At 62.3% G+C, this 14,581-nt stretch carries 15 protein-coding genes; 5 read left to right on the forward strand and 10 right to left on the reverse strand.

The genetic code is table 11. From position 1 onward, the window contains the following. Positions 1-225: 225 nt before the first annotated feature. The 10 genes from ASD58_RS09275 to mpl all read right to left on the reverse strand — a co-directional run bounded on the left by ASD58_RS09275 (position 226) and on the right by mpl (position 10,649). Complete coding sequence (locus ASD58_RS09275) at positions 226-2,205, reverse strand: acyltransferase family protein (RefSeq protein ID WP_057260829.1); 1,980 nt, start codon at positions 2,203-2,205, stop codon at positions 226-228. A gap of 3 nt (positions 2,206-2,208) precedes the next feature. Next, on the reverse strand, positions 2,209-3,174 hold the full coding sequence (gene corA / locus ASD58_RS09280) for a magnesium/cobalt transporter CorA (protein WP_057260830.1): 966 nt from the start codon (positions 3,172-3,174) through the stop codon (positions 2,209-2,211). A gap of 104 nt (positions 3,175-3,278) precedes the next feature. Beyond that, the gene (locus ASD58_RS09285) at positions 3,279-3,656 is read right to left on the reverse strand and encodes a hypothetical protein (RefSeq protein ID WP_057260831.1); all 378 of its coding nucleotides are present in this window, start codon (positions 3,654-3,656) and stop codon (positions 3,279-3,281) included. Beyond that, entirely contained in the window at positions 3,653-4,345 is a 693-nt protein-coding gene (gene mtgA, locus ASD58_RS09290; RefSeq protein ID WP_057260832.1) for a monofunctional biosynthetic peptidoglycan transglycosylase, read from the reverse strand. The genes ASD58_RS09285 and mtgA overlap by 4 nt, the downstream gene beginning before the upstream one ends. Then, a complete protein-coding gene (gene aroE, locus ASD58_RS09295) occupies positions 4,342-5,163 on the reverse strand; it encodes a shikimate dehydrogenase (protein ID WP_057260833.1) in 822 nt (273 codons plus the stop codon). The genes mtgA and aroE overlap by 4 nt, the downstream gene beginning before the upstream one ends. Then, entirely contained in the window at positions 5,163-6,044 is an 882-nt protein-coding gene (locus ASD58_RS09300; RefSeq protein WP_057260834.1) for an energy transducer TonB, read from the reverse strand. The genes aroE and ASD58_RS09300 overlap by 1 nt, the downstream gene beginning before the upstream one ends. Before the next feature lie 45 nt (positions 6,045-6,089). After that, positions 6,090-8,123 (reverse strand): ribonuclease catalytic domain-containing protein, encoded by a 2,034-nt coding sequence (locus ASD58_RS09305; protein WP_057260835.1) that lies wholly within the window; start codon positions 8,121-8,123, stop codon positions 6,090-6,092. After that, positions 8,120-8,704 (reverse strand): chorismate lyase, encoded by a 585-nt coding sequence (locus ASD58_RS09310; protein ID WP_057260836.1) that lies wholly within the window; start codon positions 8,702-8,704, stop codon positions 8,120-8,122. The genes ASD58_RS09305 and ASD58_RS09310 overlap by 4 nt, the downstream gene beginning before the upstream one ends. Then, entirely contained in the window at positions 8,701-9,282 is a 582-nt protein-coding gene (locus tag ASD58_RS09315) for a YqiA/YcfP family alpha/beta fold hydrolase (RefSeq protein WP_057260837.1), read from the reverse strand. The genes ASD58_RS09310 and ASD58_RS09315 overlap by 4 nt, the downstream gene beginning before the upstream one ends. Then, positions 9,282-10,649, reverse strand: a complete 1,368-nt coding sequence (mpl, locus tag ASD58_RS09320; RefSeq protein WP_082565319.1) for a UDP-N-acetylmuramate:L-alanyl-gamma-D-glutamyl-meso-diaminopimelate ligase — start codon at positions 10,647-10,649, stop codon at positions 9,282-9,284. The genes ASD58_RS09315 and mpl overlap by 1 nt, the downstream gene beginning before the upstream one ends. Positions 10,650-10,881: 232 nt before the next feature. Between mpl and ASD58_RS09325 the strand changes: the two genes are divergently transcribed. The 5 genes from ASD58_RS09325 to accC all read left to right on the forward strand — a co-directional run bounded on the left by ASD58_RS09325 (position 10,882) and on the right by accC (position 14,576). After that, a complete protein-coding gene (locus ASD58_RS09325) occupies positions 10,882-11,493 on the forward strand; it encodes a hypothetical protein (protein WP_057260839.1) in 612 nt (203 codons plus the stop codon). Beyond that, positions 11,490-12,035 carry a TlpA disulfide reductase family protein gene (locus ASD58_RS09330; protein ID WP_057260840.1) on the forward strand — a complete coding sequence of 182 codons (546 nt, stop codon included), beginning with the start codon at positions 11,490-11,492 and terminating at the stop codon, positions 12,033-12,035. The genes ASD58_RS09325 and ASD58_RS09330 overlap by 4 nt, the downstream gene beginning before the upstream one ends. A 115-nt stretch (positions 12,036-12,150) precedes the next feature. After that, positions 12,151-12,588, forward strand: coding sequence for a type II 3-dehydroquinate dehydratase (gene aroQ, locus ASD58_RS09335; protein WP_057261033.1), 438 nt, complete (start codon positions 12,151-12,153; stop codon positions 12,586-12,588). A 95-nt stretch (positions 12,589-12,683) separates the two neighbouring features. Continuing rightward, entirely contained in the window at positions 12,684-13,151 is a 468-nt protein-coding gene (gene accB, locus ASD58_RS09340; protein ID WP_057260841.1) for an acetyl-CoA carboxylase biotin carboxyl carrier protein, read from the forward strand. A 66-nt stretch (positions 13,152-13,217) separates the two neighbouring features. Further along, positions 13,218-14,576 (forward strand): acetyl-CoA carboxylase biotin carboxylase subunit, encoded by a 1,359-nt coding sequence (accC, locus tag ASD58_RS09345; protein ID WP_057261034.1) that lies wholly within the window; start codon positions 13,218-13,220, stop codon positions 14,574-14,576. Positions 14,577-14,581 lie beyond the last annotated feature (5 nt).

Below are 14,581 nucleotides of genomic sequence, written 5' to 3' on the forward strand. Positions count from 1 at the left end.
GACTTAGCAAATGAATATGTTGCCCAATTTCAACAAATATGTTGCAGTAGTGCAAGAACGGTAATGGTGGGGCGGGACCGGATGGTCATTCGCGCTCTACAGATTGACGAAGGCATTTTCACCACGCAACCATTTGCCGGCATCTTGCTGCCCAGTGCGCAACCAGGTGTTGCGCACTGCCGGCACGCGAAACCACGCACAACGTATTGGTGCAGACCGGCTTCGCTACGGCGGCGGTTGCCGGTCGGCGGCCCAGTGCGGCTGGCTGAACGCGGCGGGCACGCCTTCGGCGTCGTAGATGCGGCGCCCCAAGCGCCAGGAATAAGGCATGGTCAGGTGGCTGGCGTCGGCATAGCGCAAGCTGCCGTCGGCCTCGTGCGCGCGGCAGACGCCGTTGTCGCACAGGTAAGCGTTGGCGTCGAAGTAGGCCACGTTGCGGTCCTGGCGCGCCAGTTGGCGCAGGTAGTCGTTGGCCGCCGCGATTTCGGGCTTGATCTCGACCCCGGACGGCTGGCAATCCAGCGCCGGATAAGTCAGCGCCTTCGCCTGGCAACCGCGCCGCACGCCCGGCACCTCCGGCACCTTGCCAAGCAGGACCACTTTCTTGTCCTGGCGCGTCAACTGGCTTACGGTCGCGCTCAATTGTTCGAAGAACTGCGGCGAACGGGCCTGGTATTGCGACCAGGAGGCGCCGAGGATGATCATGTCGTACTGCGCCAGCACGCCTTGCACCAGCTTGAGGGAATTGCGGCAATCCTGCAGGCGGCGCGCTTCGACAAAGGGTGCCGGGTCGCCCAGCACCGGCGGGCAGGAACCGATTTCCAGGTTGCGGAAGCGCAGCGCCGAATGCCTGGTGAATTCGCCCAGCATGCCGACGTAATGGGCCGCGTTCGAATCGCCCCACAGCAGCACCCGGATCTGGCCAGGGCCGCTGCCGACCACGCACTGCGCATCCACCAGGTCCGATTCGCTCAGGCGCTGGCGATGGCAGACATAGGGCTGGCCGGCGGCGGGCTGGTTGGCGTCGCCCAGCCGGACCAGTTCCTTGCGATACGGGGTGTCAAGCAGGCCCGGCCAGATCTTTCCGCCATATACCAGGGCCAGTGCCGCCATGCCGGCCAAGCCGCCCGGCAGGACGAACTGGCGCCAGGCCAGCGGCAACAGCGGCGCGCGGGAGTGGCGCGCCGGCACTTCGACCAGGCGGTAGCTGAGCGCAGCCAGCGCGAAGGTCAGCGCCGCCAGCAGCAGTGCCACCTTCAGATCGGGCGCGCCGTAACCATACTGCCACAGGGCGATCAGCGGCCAGTGCCACAGGTAGGCCGAGTACGACACCTTGCCGATGGCCACCGGCACGCGGTGCGCCAGCAAGCCGATGCCGGCATAGCGGCTGCGCCCGGCCTGGATCAGCAAGGCCGTTCCCAGCGTGGGCGGCAAGGCCAGCAGGCCGGGGAAGCGATCCAGCTTCGACAGGCCAAATAGCGACCACAGGATCAGCGCCGCGCCCAGCAGGGCCGCCGCGCCAGCCACGCGCGGCCGCCAAGCTGCCTGGCCGTCGCGCGCCGGCCAGGCCAGCATGGCGCCGGCCAGCATTTCGCCGCCGCGCGTGGGCAGCATGAAATAGGCCAGGTCTTTTTGCGCCCCCACCAGCCATTCGGCGCCGAGGAACGATGCCGCCGCCAGGCCGCCGGCCACCAGCAGGTAGGCCAGCCGGCTGCGCGGCCGCCAGCACATCAGCAGCAAGGGCCACAGCATATAGAACTGTTCTTCCACGCCGAGCGACCACAGGTGCAGCAAGGGATAGTTCTCGTTGCCGCCGGCGAAGTAGCCGCTGTCCTTGAAGAAGCAGAAATAGAAATTGGCCAGCGAAGCCAGCGACCACACTGCCGACTTGGCCGTGGTGCGCACGTCTTCCGGCAGCATCAGCAGCGCCGACAGCGCCAGCGTGACGCCCAGCACCAGCAGCATGGCCGGTGCAATGCGCTTGATGCGGCGGCGGTAGAATTCGGCCAGGGAGAAGGTGCCGGCGCCCAGCTCCTGCAGGATGTAGCGCGTGATCAGGTAGCCGGAAATGACGAAGAAGATGTCGACGCCGACAAAGCCGCCGGGCAGCCACTCCGCCCGCATGTGGAAGATGATGACGGCCAACACCGCAACGGCGCGCAGGCCATCGATATCCGGTCGATAGTCCTGTGCCGCCGGGCGCATCGCCTACCTGAGCCAGCCGCGGCGGCGGAAGTACAGCAGCGGCGCGGCGGCGCTGACGATCATCAGGCCCCAGGCCCAGCCATAGCCAATCTGCCACTTCAGTTCCGGCATGAAGTCGAAGTTCATGCCGTACACCGAGGCGATCAGGGTCGGCGGCAGGAAGGCCACCGACGCCACCGAGAAGATCTTGATGATCTTATTCTGGTTAATGTTGATGAAGCCGACGGTGGCATCCATCAGGAAGTTGATCTTATCGAACAGGAAGGAGGTGTGGCCGTCCAGCGATTCGATGTCGCGCAGGATCTGGCGCGCTTCCTCGAACTGGTCGGAATTCAGCAGGCGGCCGCGCATCAGGAACGACACCGCGCGGCGTGTATCCATCATGTTGCGGCGGATACGGCCGTTCAAGTCTTCCTCGTGGGCGATGGCGCTCAGGGCGTCGGCTGCGTCCTTGTCGGTGAATTCCTCCTGCAGCACGCGGCCCGAGACTTCTTCCAGGTTCTGGTAGATGCCCTCCAGCGCGTCCGCCGAGTATTCGGCGTCGGTAGCGTACAGGTCCAGCAGCACGTCCATGTAGTCGGCGATCGAGCCCGGGCGCGAACGGGCGCGCATGCGCACCAGGCGGAACACCGGCAGGTCGTCGGTGTGCACCGAGAACAGCATTTTCTTGGCCAGGATGAACGCCACCGTCACCACGCGCGACGGGCCTTCATCTTCTTCCAGCAGGAAGTCGGTACGCAGGTGGAGGTCGCCGTTTTCCGCTTCGTAGTAACGGGCGGAAGCTTCGATGTCCTTGACTTCGTCTTCGCCGGGCAGGATCACGCCGTAGATGGACTTGACCCAGGCGCGTTCGGCTTCTGTGGGATCGGTCAGGTCGACCCAGACCGGCGCCACTTGTTCAAGGTCTTCGCGCGTCTCAATAGGCACCTGGTTGAGCCGGCCATTTTGTAAAACGAAAACATTGATCATAGGCAATCTCAGCCGGACAGGAGGTGTAGAGCGCGGGTTCTAAAAAACTTCGCAAGTGTACCCGCAAAGGGGTAGCCGTTGCCACCCCCGGCGCTGCATATTTTTTAGCGTGTCGCGCGCTCGATGGCACGCTCTGTGGCACTTGGCATCGCCGCTGGCGGCGGCTTGGGCGGCTCTTTCGGCGCCTCGATCCCGCGCGTGTCGTGGATCTCGATGACTTTGCCCTTTTCACCACAGTCGGTATTGGAAATCACCGTCTGGCCATTGATGACGCACTTGCGCATCGGCGCCGCCGGCGGCGTCACCGTTGCCACCACGGGCGCCGCCGCTTCGGCAGCCTTGGCGCCGACCTTGTTCAAGCCTTCGGCAAACAGGTTTCGGTCCTGCCGCATGGAGATCAGCGCAAATACCGCCACTGCGCCCAGGGCGCCCATGATGACCGCCACGGTGACCAGGCTGATGCCCGATTGATATTTTTTCAAGGAAGCTCCGCCGAATTCATTCTTTGCATGATGATGCTGGTACGCCGCGCCAGGTAAGCCGATTCGCGGTGCGCATCAAAGTATTTGGGGCGCGGCAGCATCACTGCCAGCCGCGCCGCCTGTTCAGGCCCCAGCCGGGACGCCGGGATCCGGTAATAATGGCGCGCCGCTGCTTCCGCGCCGTAAATGCCGCGGCCGAACTCCGCCACATTCAGGTAGATCTCGAAGATGCGGCGCTTATCCATCAGCAGCTCCAGCATGTAAGTGATGATCAGCTCCTGCCCCTTGCGCAGGTAGCTGCGCGAGCCGGACAGGAACAGGTTCTTGGCCAGCTGCTGGGTGATCGTCGAGCCGCCATGGATCTTGGCGCCCTTTTTATTTTCCTGGTTATGCTCGTAGGCTTTCTGCATCGCCTCCCAATCCACGCCTTCATGTTCGGCGAAGTTGGCGTCTTCCGAAGCGATCACGGCGCGTTTCAGGTTCGGCGAAATGGCCGGGTAGCTGACCCAGGCCTGCTGTACGCGCGCTTTCGGGTCCTTCTCCTGCATCGCCGCCTGCTGCTCGCGCATGAAGGCCGTCATGCTCGGGTTATGGTCGACCCACCACCAGATCTGCACGAAGAAATACAACTGCACCGCGAGGAAAATCGCGATCGGGACGATGATGAACCATTTCAGCTTCTTGATCATAACTTGGCGCGCAACTGCTGCAGCACTTCGGCAGTTTGCGGGCGCACGCCGCGCCAGAGCTGGAAGGCTTCGGCGGCTTGCTCGACCAGCATGCCCAGGCCGTCGCGCGTGACGGCGCCGTGGCGGGCGGCGAATTCCATGAAGACGGTCGGCTTGGCGCCGTACATCATGTCCAGCGCCAGGGCGCCGTGCGCGAAGACGGTGGCCGGCACCGGCGGCAGGTCGGCGCTCAGGCTGGCGGACGTGGCATTGATGATGATGTCGAAAGCGCCCAGCACGTCGGCAAAGCCGCAGGGCGACAGCACGCCCGGCCCGGCCAGCGCGCCGAACTGATCGACCAGAGCTTCCGCGGTGGCGACGGTGCGGTTGGCAATCACCAGCGACGCCGGACGGTGTTCCAGGATGGGCAGCACCACGCCGCGCGCGGCGCCGCCGGCACCCAGCAGCAGCACGCGCTTGCCGGTAATCGGCACGCCGGCATTGAGCACGATATCGGCCACCAGGCCGGCGCCATCGGTATTGTCGCCCGTGATGCCGCCGTCGGCGTCGAACACCAGGGTGTTCACGGCGCCTGCGGCCTGGGCGCGCACGGTCAGGGAGCTAGCCAGCTTGTGCGCTTCCAGTTTGAACGGCACGGTGACGTTGGCCCCCTTGCCGCCACCCGCAATAAAGGCTTGCACCGCGGCGCCGAAGCCATCCAGCGGGGCCAGCCATTTTTCGTAACTCAGTTGCTGGCCAGTCTGCGCCGCATAAGCCGCGTGGATTTCAGGCGACTTGCTGTGGGCAATCGGGTTGCCGAAGACGCAGTACTTGTCCATTACTGGTTGCTTCCGTAGGAAACCTCGACCTTTTCTTCGCGCGTGAACACGAACTTCTGCACGATCACCCACAGGTCGTCGCGATCCTTGGAGCGCATATTCGGCGGGAATTTGCCGAACGGTGCGGAGCGGCGCACGATGCTGATGGCCGCTTTATCGAGATCCGGGTTGCCGGAACTGCGTTCAACCACGGTGCCGCCTTCCTTTTCATAGACGCTGCCGTCCTGGAAGATAGGAATGCTCAGCACTACCACGCCATACAGCTTGCGCCCATCCTTCTGCGGGAAATTCAGCGTGCCGATATCTTCCACGCGGCGGCGGAAGGCGTTGTAATACATGGCATAGCCCACGCCCTGCGTGCTCGGCGACAGGAAAGTCTTTTTCGGACGCTTGTTCTGGTCTTCGATGGTTTGCGTGATTTCCGCTTCCATGCGGGCGATGGCCTTGCTGCTTTCAATCAGCTCGGCGCCGGTGCGGCTCGGATCGGTCTGGTTCTTTTCCGCCACCGGTGCCGCGCTCAAAGGACTCTTCCTGACCTGGGTCAGCAGGTTTTTCTGGCGTTCTTCCAGCTCCTGCATATAACGCTGGGAAGCCTTGATGCTTTCGCCGGTTTCCATGCGGCGCATGTCGGGCAGCGGCGACTTGGCACGGCCGGCATCGGCATTGCCGCCGCCATCCAGGTCGGCCTGCGCCAGCGCATCGGCCTTCAGCGGCTTCGATGCATGCTTGGCATTGACCAGGATGACTTCAAGGCCGGGGTCGGTTGGCTCGACCTTGAAATCTTTGGGGGCGACGAAATGCACCGTCAGCGCCACGGCGTGGAACACCACCGATACTGCGGTGGCGATGACAAGGAACTGGTTTTCTTTGAAAGACTTCACGCGCTGGAATCAGAAATGATGCTTTTGAGAATCTTGAATTCTACTTCACTGTGGGCCTGGTTCGGTAACAACCGTCTCGCTGGCGAGCGAAGCTTCCTCCGCATCGACCTCGGTCGGCTGCGCCGGGTCGGCCGGCGCCTCTTCCTCGTCCAGTTCCGCTTCGGGCTCGGCAGGCAAGGTAATCGAGCCTTCCTGCAGGCGCGTCTCGATGGCAAGGTCGACTTCGTCCCAGCGCAGCAGGTCCAGCTTCACGTGTGACCCGCGTGCAACAGACGGCATGCCCGGCATGCGCACGATCAGCGGAATATCGGCCAGGCGCAGCACTTCATCCTTCAACACCACCGCCTCGACTTCCTTCGCATTTTCCTGGCCCAGCCAGCGCAGGCACCAGTAACGCTCCATATTCGACTGGAAGTCGGCATACGCCGCGTAGGCCGCATCGAAGGCCGACACGATGGCAAACAGGTTGGCATCCTTGTGCTTGAACGGCGCCACCATCGGCGCGGTCACGCCATGCGAGGCGCAAGCCAGGATCTGCCACTGGTTGACCAGGTCGGTATACCGGCGCAGCGGCGAGGTCGACCAGGCGTACTGGTCGACGCCCAGGCCCTGGTGCGGCGCGGCCTGGGTCATCATGCGTACCTGCATCTTGGCGGCCCAGCCGCCGACGCCCTGCCCCTGGGTACGGTAAATGCCCGGCACGCCGTGGTCATGCATCAGCTTGCCCCAGGTGCTGTTGGCGAAGATCATCAGCTCGGCCACGATCTTGTCCAGCGGCGCGCCGCGCTTGCGGCGGGCGATGGTGACCACGTCGTCTTCCACGTAGAAGTTGAAGTCGACGCGGTTGTTCTGTTCCGGCTTCAGGCCAAAGGCCTCGCGCTTGACCATGCGGCCCGCTTCCAGGTGCTGGGCCCAGCCCCACAGCAGGGTCAGTTCGGCCTTGCGCGGGTAGTCGCCCGCGCCGCTGGCCAGGGTTTCCTCGTTGACCAGTTCGTCCAGCGTGTTGTGGCGCAGGTTGTTGGCAATCGGGACCAGCTCGGCCCTGGTTTCGGTCGAAATCACCGACCAGTCGGCCGGATCGAGCACGGCGTACAGCGACAGCGCCGGGCAGGTCTTGCCTTCGGCCAGGGTGAAGGCGTCGACGATGCTGTCCGGCAGCATGGTGATCTTATCGCCCGGCATATAGACCGTGGACATGCGGCCGCGCGCGATCTTGTCGATGGCGTCGTCCGGCTTGATGCCCAGGCCAGGGGCGGCGATGTGGATGCCGACCCGCACCTTGCCATCCGCCTGGTGCACCACGGAGAAGGCGTCGTCGATCTCGGTGGTGGTCACGTCGTCAATCGAGAATGCTTCGACTGCCGCAGTGGGCAAGCCGGCCGGCGCGGCAGGCACCGGCAGTTCCGGGAAACCGTGGCCTTTGGGGAAGTTCTCGAACAGGAACCTGGCCATGTGCAGGTCTTTCGGCGACTTGATGCCGCCGGCCGACAGCATCAGGCGCGCCGGCGTGGTGTGCGCCTCGTTGGCGGCTTGCTCCAGCGCCTTGTATTCAATCGTGTTCTTGTCCGGCTTGAACAGCAGCTGGCTTACGATGTTCTGCATCGATGCCGGCAGGGTGCCCGCCTTCAGTTCCTCGGCATACTGGCCCTGGATGATGGCTTGCTGCTTCTTCTTTTCGATGCCGGCCAAGGCGGCCTTCAGGGTCTGCTCCGGCGCTTTCTTGTAGCGGCCGCGGCCCTTCTTGTGGAAGTAGATCGGGGCGGCGTGCAGGCTCAGGATCAGGCCGGCTGCTTCGGCCGGCTGCGGGGCGTGGCCGAAATACTCGGCGCCCAGCTCGGCAAAACCGAATTCCTCTTCGCCCGCCACTTCCCACAGGAAGTCCAGGTCGACGTCGGCGGCGATGGCCTTGGCCTGCTCCATCAGTTCGGCCGGCGACGGCTTGTCGAACTGCAGCATCACATCCTTGGTCTTGACCTTGTTGCGCTTGCCGCTTGCCATTTCGACCTGGTAGGCCTCGCCTGCTCGCGACAGCACGCTGCCTACTTTGAAATCGCCGGATTCTTCAAAAAATACATTCATTTCACATTGTTCCGTTCAAGCTGGAGCACCGGCGGCAGGAAAACCTCGGTCACCAGCAAAGTTCCTTCATGGCGCTGGTACAGGCAGCGCCGTGCATACAGTAAAGCGTCATCCGGCACCGCGGCACCATGCACCGCCAGGGCGCCGCGGGCGCGCCGGGCCAGCGGATGAGTCGCGCGCAAGCGCGCAAATTCCAGTTCGCCGCGCCGCACTTGCGGGTCGCCAAACAGCGTACTGCCGAGCGAGCGTTCGCCCAGGGCGCTGAACAGCGGCCAATCCGAGGCGTCGGCCGACATCGGCACCACGGTGTGGGCGAAGACGACAGGCGTATTATCACACCGCAGCAAAACCTCCCGCTCCCAGACGCGGCCGGGGCGATGGTAGCCGATGATATTGGCTTCGTCGGCGAGGCAGGTTGCCGTGTCCTGGTGCAGCAATTGCACGCGGAAGACGCTGCTGTGCGCTTTCAGCTTATTGGTCAGCGAACCGCCGCCCGTCAGCCAGTGGCGGTAAGGGTGCGGGGCGTTTGTCGCGAGCACGTGAGCGTGCCAGTTGGCCTGGCGCAGCGATTGACCTTTCATTGAATTTTGCCCGTGGTGCCGCAAAACTCGAGTACTTCGCCGAGGTAGCCGGCGTACTCGCTGATGGCGTGGTCGCTGCCCTGCACCACCTTCTGCTTCGCGCCGGCATAATGCGCCACCATGTCGCGGTAGTCCAGCACTTCGTCGCCGGTGCAGGCGACCAGGAAATAGCGTTCCGGCTGCGTGACTTGCGCCACGGCCAGCGCCCGCAGTTGCCCTATATATTCACGCTTGAATTCGAACGGCTGGTCCGAGTGGTAGGCGGTGGTGACGCCGACGTGCTGGTCGAGATCCAGCATCGGCACCACGGCGGGGTTCAGCAGGACGGCGCGGCAGCCCAGCTTTTCCGCCATCCACGTGGCGTAGTAGCCGCCCAGCGAGGAGCCGACGATGGCCAGTTCTTTCGCCGGCACGCCCGCCACCAAGCCGAACGCCAGCTCCATCGCCAGCTTGGGGCTGGCCGGCAGTTGCGGGCAGATGAACTCGGCGCTGCGGCCAAGCTGCGCCATCCGCTCCCCGGTCAGCCGCGCCTTCATCGACAGCGGCGAGGAGCGGAAGCCATGCAGGTACAAAATCATTACTTCAGGGCCTCCAGCAATTTCTGGTGGACGCCGCCGAAGCCGCCATTGCTCATCACAATAATATGGTCGCCCGGCCTGGCCTGCGCCACGATGGCTTTCACCATCAGGTCGAGGTCGTCGTAGGCCGACGCGATTTCGCCCATTGGCAACAGTGCTTCGCCCAGCTTCCAGCCCAGGGCTTTCTCGCTGCCGAAGCCGAATACCAGGTCGGCCTCTTTCAGGCTGCCGGGCAGCGCATCTTTCATGGTGCCCAGCTTCATGGTGTTGGAGCGCGGCTCCAGCACAGCCAGGATGCGGACATTCTTGCCGATCTTCTGGCGCAGGCCACCGACCGTGGTCTCGATGGCAGTCGGATGGTGGGCGAAGTCATCGTAGACGGTCACGCCGTTGACGCTGCCGCGCACTTCCATGCGGCGCTTGACGCTCTGGAAGCTGGCCAGTGCCTGCACGGCGATCTCGATCGGTACGCCCACGTGGCGCGCAGCGGCAATCGCTGCCAGCGCATTGGAACGATTATGTTTACCGGTCAGTTGCCAGTTCACGGTGGCGGACTTGGCGCCTTTGAAGATCACGTCGAAGCTGCCATCGGCATGTTCGGCCATGGCCCAGTCGGCGCCGTCCGCACTGCCGAAAGTTTCCTTCTCGCTCCAGCAGCCGCGCTTCAGCACGCGCTGCAGGCTGGTTTGGTCGGCATTGGCGATCACGCGGCCGATGCCCGGCACGGTGCGCACCAGGTGGTGGAACTGGGTTTCGATGGCGCCGATGTCGGGGAAGATGTCGGCGTGGTCGTATTCCAGGTTGTTCAGGATGGCGGTTTTCGAGTGGTAGTGCACAAACTTGCTGCGCTTGTCGAAGAAGGCAGTGTCATATTCGTCCGCTTCGATGACGAAGAATTCGGAGCTGGCGCCAGGACCGGTCAGGCGCGCCGAGATGCCGAAGTTCTGCGGAATGCCGCCGATCAGGAAGCCGGGAGCGTAACCGGCATGTTCCAGTATCCAGGCCACCATGGCCGAGGTGGTGGTCTTGCCGTGCGTGCCGGCGACCGACAGCACCCATTTGTCTTTCAGGATGTGGTCGCCGATCCACTGCGGGCCGGAGATCATCGGCAGGTTGCGGTTCATGATCTCTTCGACCAGCGGATTGCCGCGCGAAACCACGTTGCCGATCACATATAAATCGGGATTCAGTTCCACTTGCTCGGGGCCAAAGCCCTGGATCAGCTCAATACCCTGCGCTTCCAGCTGCGTGCTCATCGGGGGATAGACGTTGGCGTCGCAACCCGTTACGCGGTGGCCGGCTTCCTTTGCCAGAACGGCAAGGCCGCCCATGAAAGTGCCGCAAATGCCTAGGATGTGGATGTGCATGGTGGTGATGGAAAAGAATCAAGAGCCGGATTTTACCTGATTAAAACCGGTAAACCGGGGTCTGACACGAGTGTCAGACCCCGTCTGCTCATCTGTCTGGGGTCACGGTTGTGCGCTGTTGATCTTCTCAATAAATCAAAAGCCCAGAACCGGAACCGCAGACCGCGAGACCGTAGAGGGTCGGCCCCTGTGGGTCAGACCCTGGTTTACCGGTTTTAGGTATGATGCAACCATGAACCCCGAGATCAAAACCGAAATCGCCGCCGCCGCCGCCCGCATGATCGCGCAGGATGGTGCCGACTACGGTAGCGCCAAACGCAAGGCCGCCCGCCAGATATTGGGCGAGTCGCAGGCCCGCGACCTGTCCGACATCCTCCCCGACAACGAACAGATCGAAGAAGAAGTCCGCCTATACCACGCTCTATATAACGCCGACACCCACCCGGCACACTTGTTCAGATTGCGCGGCCTGGCTTTGCAAGTGATGGAAATGCTGGAACAATACCAACCCTTCCTGACCGGCTCCGTGCTGCACGGCACGGCGGGCATGCACGACGACATCCACCTGCAAGTGTTTGTGGACAGCGCCAAGGAAGTGGAGATTTATCTATTGAACAAGAACCTGCAAATCGAGATTTCCGAATCGCCCCACTTCCGCGGGCCCCGTTTCGAAGACGTCGAAACGGCCAGCTTCATGTGGAAAAACGTGGGCGTGCACGTCGAACTGTATGAACAGGACGACCTGCGCGGCGCCAAAAAGAAAAGCGGTGACAAGCTGCTGCGCGCCGACATCGCGGAACTACGCACCATCCTCACCAACAGCTCCCACCCAGCCCAACAATGAAAAAAATTGCGATGTACGCCGTGGTCGCCGTCCTGTTTGCCGGCGCCGGCGCCTGGTACGGCACACATAAAAAACCAGCTCCGGCCCCGATTACCGCCACCGCGCCGGCCGGCGTGAGTGGCCCGGTAGCAGCCATGATGGCCGAAACCTTGCCAAATGATAAAGGCATCAAGGAAGCGCTGTCGAAATGGCAAGGCAAAAACCTGCTGGTGAATTTCTGGGCACCGTGGTGCGCGCCATGCGTGGAAGAGATGCCGGAATTGTCGGAACTGCAAAATTCCGAGCTCGGCAAAAAAATCCAGGTGATTGGCATCGGCATCGATTCGCCGTCCAATATTGCAGAATTCACACAGAAAGTGAAAGTCGCCTACCCCATCTATGTGGCCGGCATGAGCGGCACCGAACTGTCGCGCCAGTTCGGCAATACGCAAGGCGGCCTGCCCTTTACGGTCCTGATTGGCGCTGACGGCACGGTCAAAAAGACCTACCTGGCGCGCTTGAAATTCGACGACCTGAAGGCCGACCTGGCGGCCTTAAACTAGCAGAAGCCGGTCGCCGAACGATCGTTCTATTAACTTCCGCCAAGCTATTTTCTCTTGCCAATGCTCGTAGATGGCGGCAAAATGCGGAACTTTCGCGGAAAATGGTCAGGGAATCATGGCATCGAACCTGCTGCTACTTAATGGCCCCAACCTGAATTTGTTGGGGACGCGCGAGCCTGAAACCTACGGCGCCAGCACATTGGCGGACGTTGAACAGGCAGCGCAGGCGCAGGCCAAAACAGCCGGTGCACAGCTCGCCTGTTTCCAGAGCAACCACGAAGGAGCGTTGATTGACCGCATCCACGCAGCCCGAACCGAGGGCGTGGATTTCATCGTCATCAACCCGGGAGGCTATACCCACACCAGCGTCGCACTGCGCGATGCATTGGCAGGCGTAGCGATCCCTTTTATTGAAGTACACATTTCGAATATTTATCGGCGGGAGGAATTCCGCCACCATTCCTATCTCAGCGCAATCGCACAGGGGACGATCTGCGGGCTTGGTATCGACGGATATCGTCTCGCCATCGACTTTGCTTTAAAAAGCAGTTAATCTACCGCGATCTGCGCACATCTAACGCGATGCCGCCCATAAGGCGACATCAAAGTAACCGTCAACATAATAGATAGAACAAGGGAGCCAACAACATGGATCTACGCAAGCTGAAGACGCTGATCGACCTGGTAGCAGAGTCGGACATCGCTGAACTGGAAGTGACCGAAGGCGAAAGCAAGGTTCGCATCGTCAAGTCCGGCGGCGTCATGCCGAACCAGGTAATGATGATGCCGCCGCAAGCGCCAACCCATTACGCAGCCGGCGGCGCTCCTGTCGCCGCACCGGTCGCCGCGCCTGCCGCCGCTCCAGCTGCCGCCGAGCCAACCGGCCACGTTGTGAAGTCCCCGATGGTGGGCACCTTCTACCGCGCTTCCGCACCTGGAAACCCAGCCTTCGTTGAAGTGGGCGCCACCGTGAAAGAAGGCGACACCCTGTGCATCATCGAAGCGATGAAGCTGCTGAACGAGATCGATGCCGACAAGTCCGGCACCATCACCCAGATCCTGGTCGAGAACGGCCAACCGGTCGAATTCGGCCAGCCACTGTTTGTGATCGGCTAAAGCCGGGCCATGGCTGCGATGGATACCCAGGCAGCCAGCACACACACATCCCACACCGAATCTGCCATGTTTGAAAAAATCCTTATTGCCAATCGCGGCGAAATCGCCCTGCGCATCCAGCGCGCGTGCCGCGAACTGGGCATCAAGACTGTGGTCGTGCACTCCGAGGCCGACCGTGACGCCAAGTATGTGAAGCTGGCCGACGAATCCGTCTGCATCGGCCCAGCACCTTCGGCCCAGTCCTACCTGAATATGCCGGCCATCATTTCCGCGGCCGAAGTGACCGACGCCGAAGCGATCCACCCGGGCTACGGCTTCCTGTCCGAGAACGCGGACTTTGCCGAGCGCGTGGAAAAATCCGGTTTCGTCTTCATCGGCCCGCGCGCCGAGTCGATCCGCATGATGGGCGACAAGGTGTCGGCCAAGCACGCGATGATCAAGGCCGGCGTACCTTGTGTGCCAGGCTCCGAAGGCGCCCTGCCGGATGACCCGAAAGTCATCGTGCAGATCGCACGCAAAGTCGGCTATCCGGTCATCATCAAGGCCGCAGGCGGCGGCGGTGGCCGCGGCATGCGCGTGGTGCACACCGAGGCTGCCCTGCTGAACGCCGTCACCATGACCAAGTCGGAAGCCGGCGCCGCCTTCGGCAATCCGGAAGTCTATATGGAGAAGTACCTGGAGAATCCACGCCACGTGGAAATCCAGATCCTCGCCGACGAACACAAAAACGCCGTCTGGCTGGGCGAACGTGACTGCTCCATGCAGCGCCGCCACCAGAAAGTGATCGAAGAAGCGCCGGCACCAGGCATCCCACGCAAGCTGATCGAAAAGATCGGCGACCGCTGCGCCGAAGCCTGCCGCAAGATCGGCTACCGCGGCGCGGGCACCTTCGAATTCCTGTACGAGAACGGCGAGTTCTATTTCATTGAAATGAACACCCGCGTGCAGGTTGAGCATCCGGTGACCGAAATGATCACCGGCATCGACATCGTGCAGGAACAGATCCGCATCGCCTCCGGCGAGAAGCTGCGCTTCCGCCAGCGCGACGTGATGCTGTCCGGCCACGCCATCGAATGCCGTATCAACGCCGAAGACCCGTTCAAGTTCACCCCGTCGCCAGGCCGCATTACCGCATGGCACGTACCAGGTGGCCCAGGCGTGCGTGTTGACTCGCACTCCTATGCAGGTTACTTTGTACCACCGAACTACGATTCGATGATCGGCAAGGTCATTACCTACGGCGCAACGCGCGAGCAGGCGATCCGCCGCATGCAGATCGCGCTGTCGGAAATGGTGGTTGAAGGAATTTCGACCAACATCCCGCTGCACCGCGAGCTGATGGTTGACGCGCGCTTCATCGAGGGTGGCACCAACATCCACTATCTGGAACAACGCCTGGCAGAGATGCCTAAGGCGGGCAAGTAAATAAG

It is taken from the genome of Duganella sp. Root1480D1 (assembly GCF_001427305.1).
In the GTDB taxonomy this organism is placed as follows: Bacteria; Pseudomonadota; Gammaproteobacteria; order Burkholderiales; family Burkholderiaceae_D; genus Rugamonas.

Coding starts and splice junctions, on each gene's coding strand:
- ASD58_RS09275 (WP_057260829.1), bottom strand. CDS start 2,205: ATGCGCCCGGCGGCACAGGACTATCGACCGGATATCGATGGCCTGCGC.
- corA (WP_057260830.1), bottom strand. CDS start 3,174: ATGATCAATGTTTTCGTTTTACAAAATGGCCGGCTCAACCAGGTGCCT.
- mtgA (WP_057260832.1), bottom strand. CDS start 4,345: ATGATCAAGAAGCTGAAATGGTTCATCATCGTCCCGATCGCGATTTTC.
- aroE (WP_057260833.1), bottom strand. CDS start 5,163: ATGGACAAGTACTGCGTCTTCGGCAACCCGATTGCCCACAGCAAGTCG.
- ASD58_RS09305 (WP_057260835.1), bottom strand. CDS start 8,123: ATGAATGTATTTTTTGAAGAATCCGGCGATTTCAAAGTAGGCAGCGTG.
- ASD58_RS09310 (WP_057260836.1), bottom strand. CDS start 8,704: ATGAAAGGTCAATCGCTGCGCCAGGCCAACTGGCACGCTCACGTGCTC.
- ASD58_RS09315 (WP_057260837.1), bottom strand. CDS start 9,282: ATGATTTTGTACCTGCATGGCTTCCGCTCCTCGCCGCTGTCGATGAAG.
- mpl (WP_082565319.1), bottom strand. CDS start 10,649: ATGCACATCCACATCCTAGGCATTTGCGGCACTTTCATGGGCGGCCTT.
- ASD58_RS09325 (WP_057260839.1), top strand. CDS start 10,882: ATGAACCCCGAGATCAAAACCGAAATCGCCGCCGCCGCCGCCCGCATG.
- ASD58_RS09330 (WP_057260840.1), top strand. CDS start 11,490: ATGAAAAAAATTGCGATGTACGCCGTGGTCGCCGTCCTGTTTGCCGGC.
- aroQ (WP_057261033.1), top strand. CDS start 12,151: ATGGCATCGAACCTGCTGCTACTTAATGGCCCCAACCTGAATTTGTTG.
- accB (WP_057260841.1), top strand. CDS start 12,684: ATGGATCTACGCAAGCTGAAGACGCTGATCGACCTGGTAGCAGAGTCG.
- accC (WP_057261034.1), top strand. CDS start 13,218: ATGTTTGAAAAAATCCTTATTGCCAATCGCGGCGAAATCGCCCTGCGC.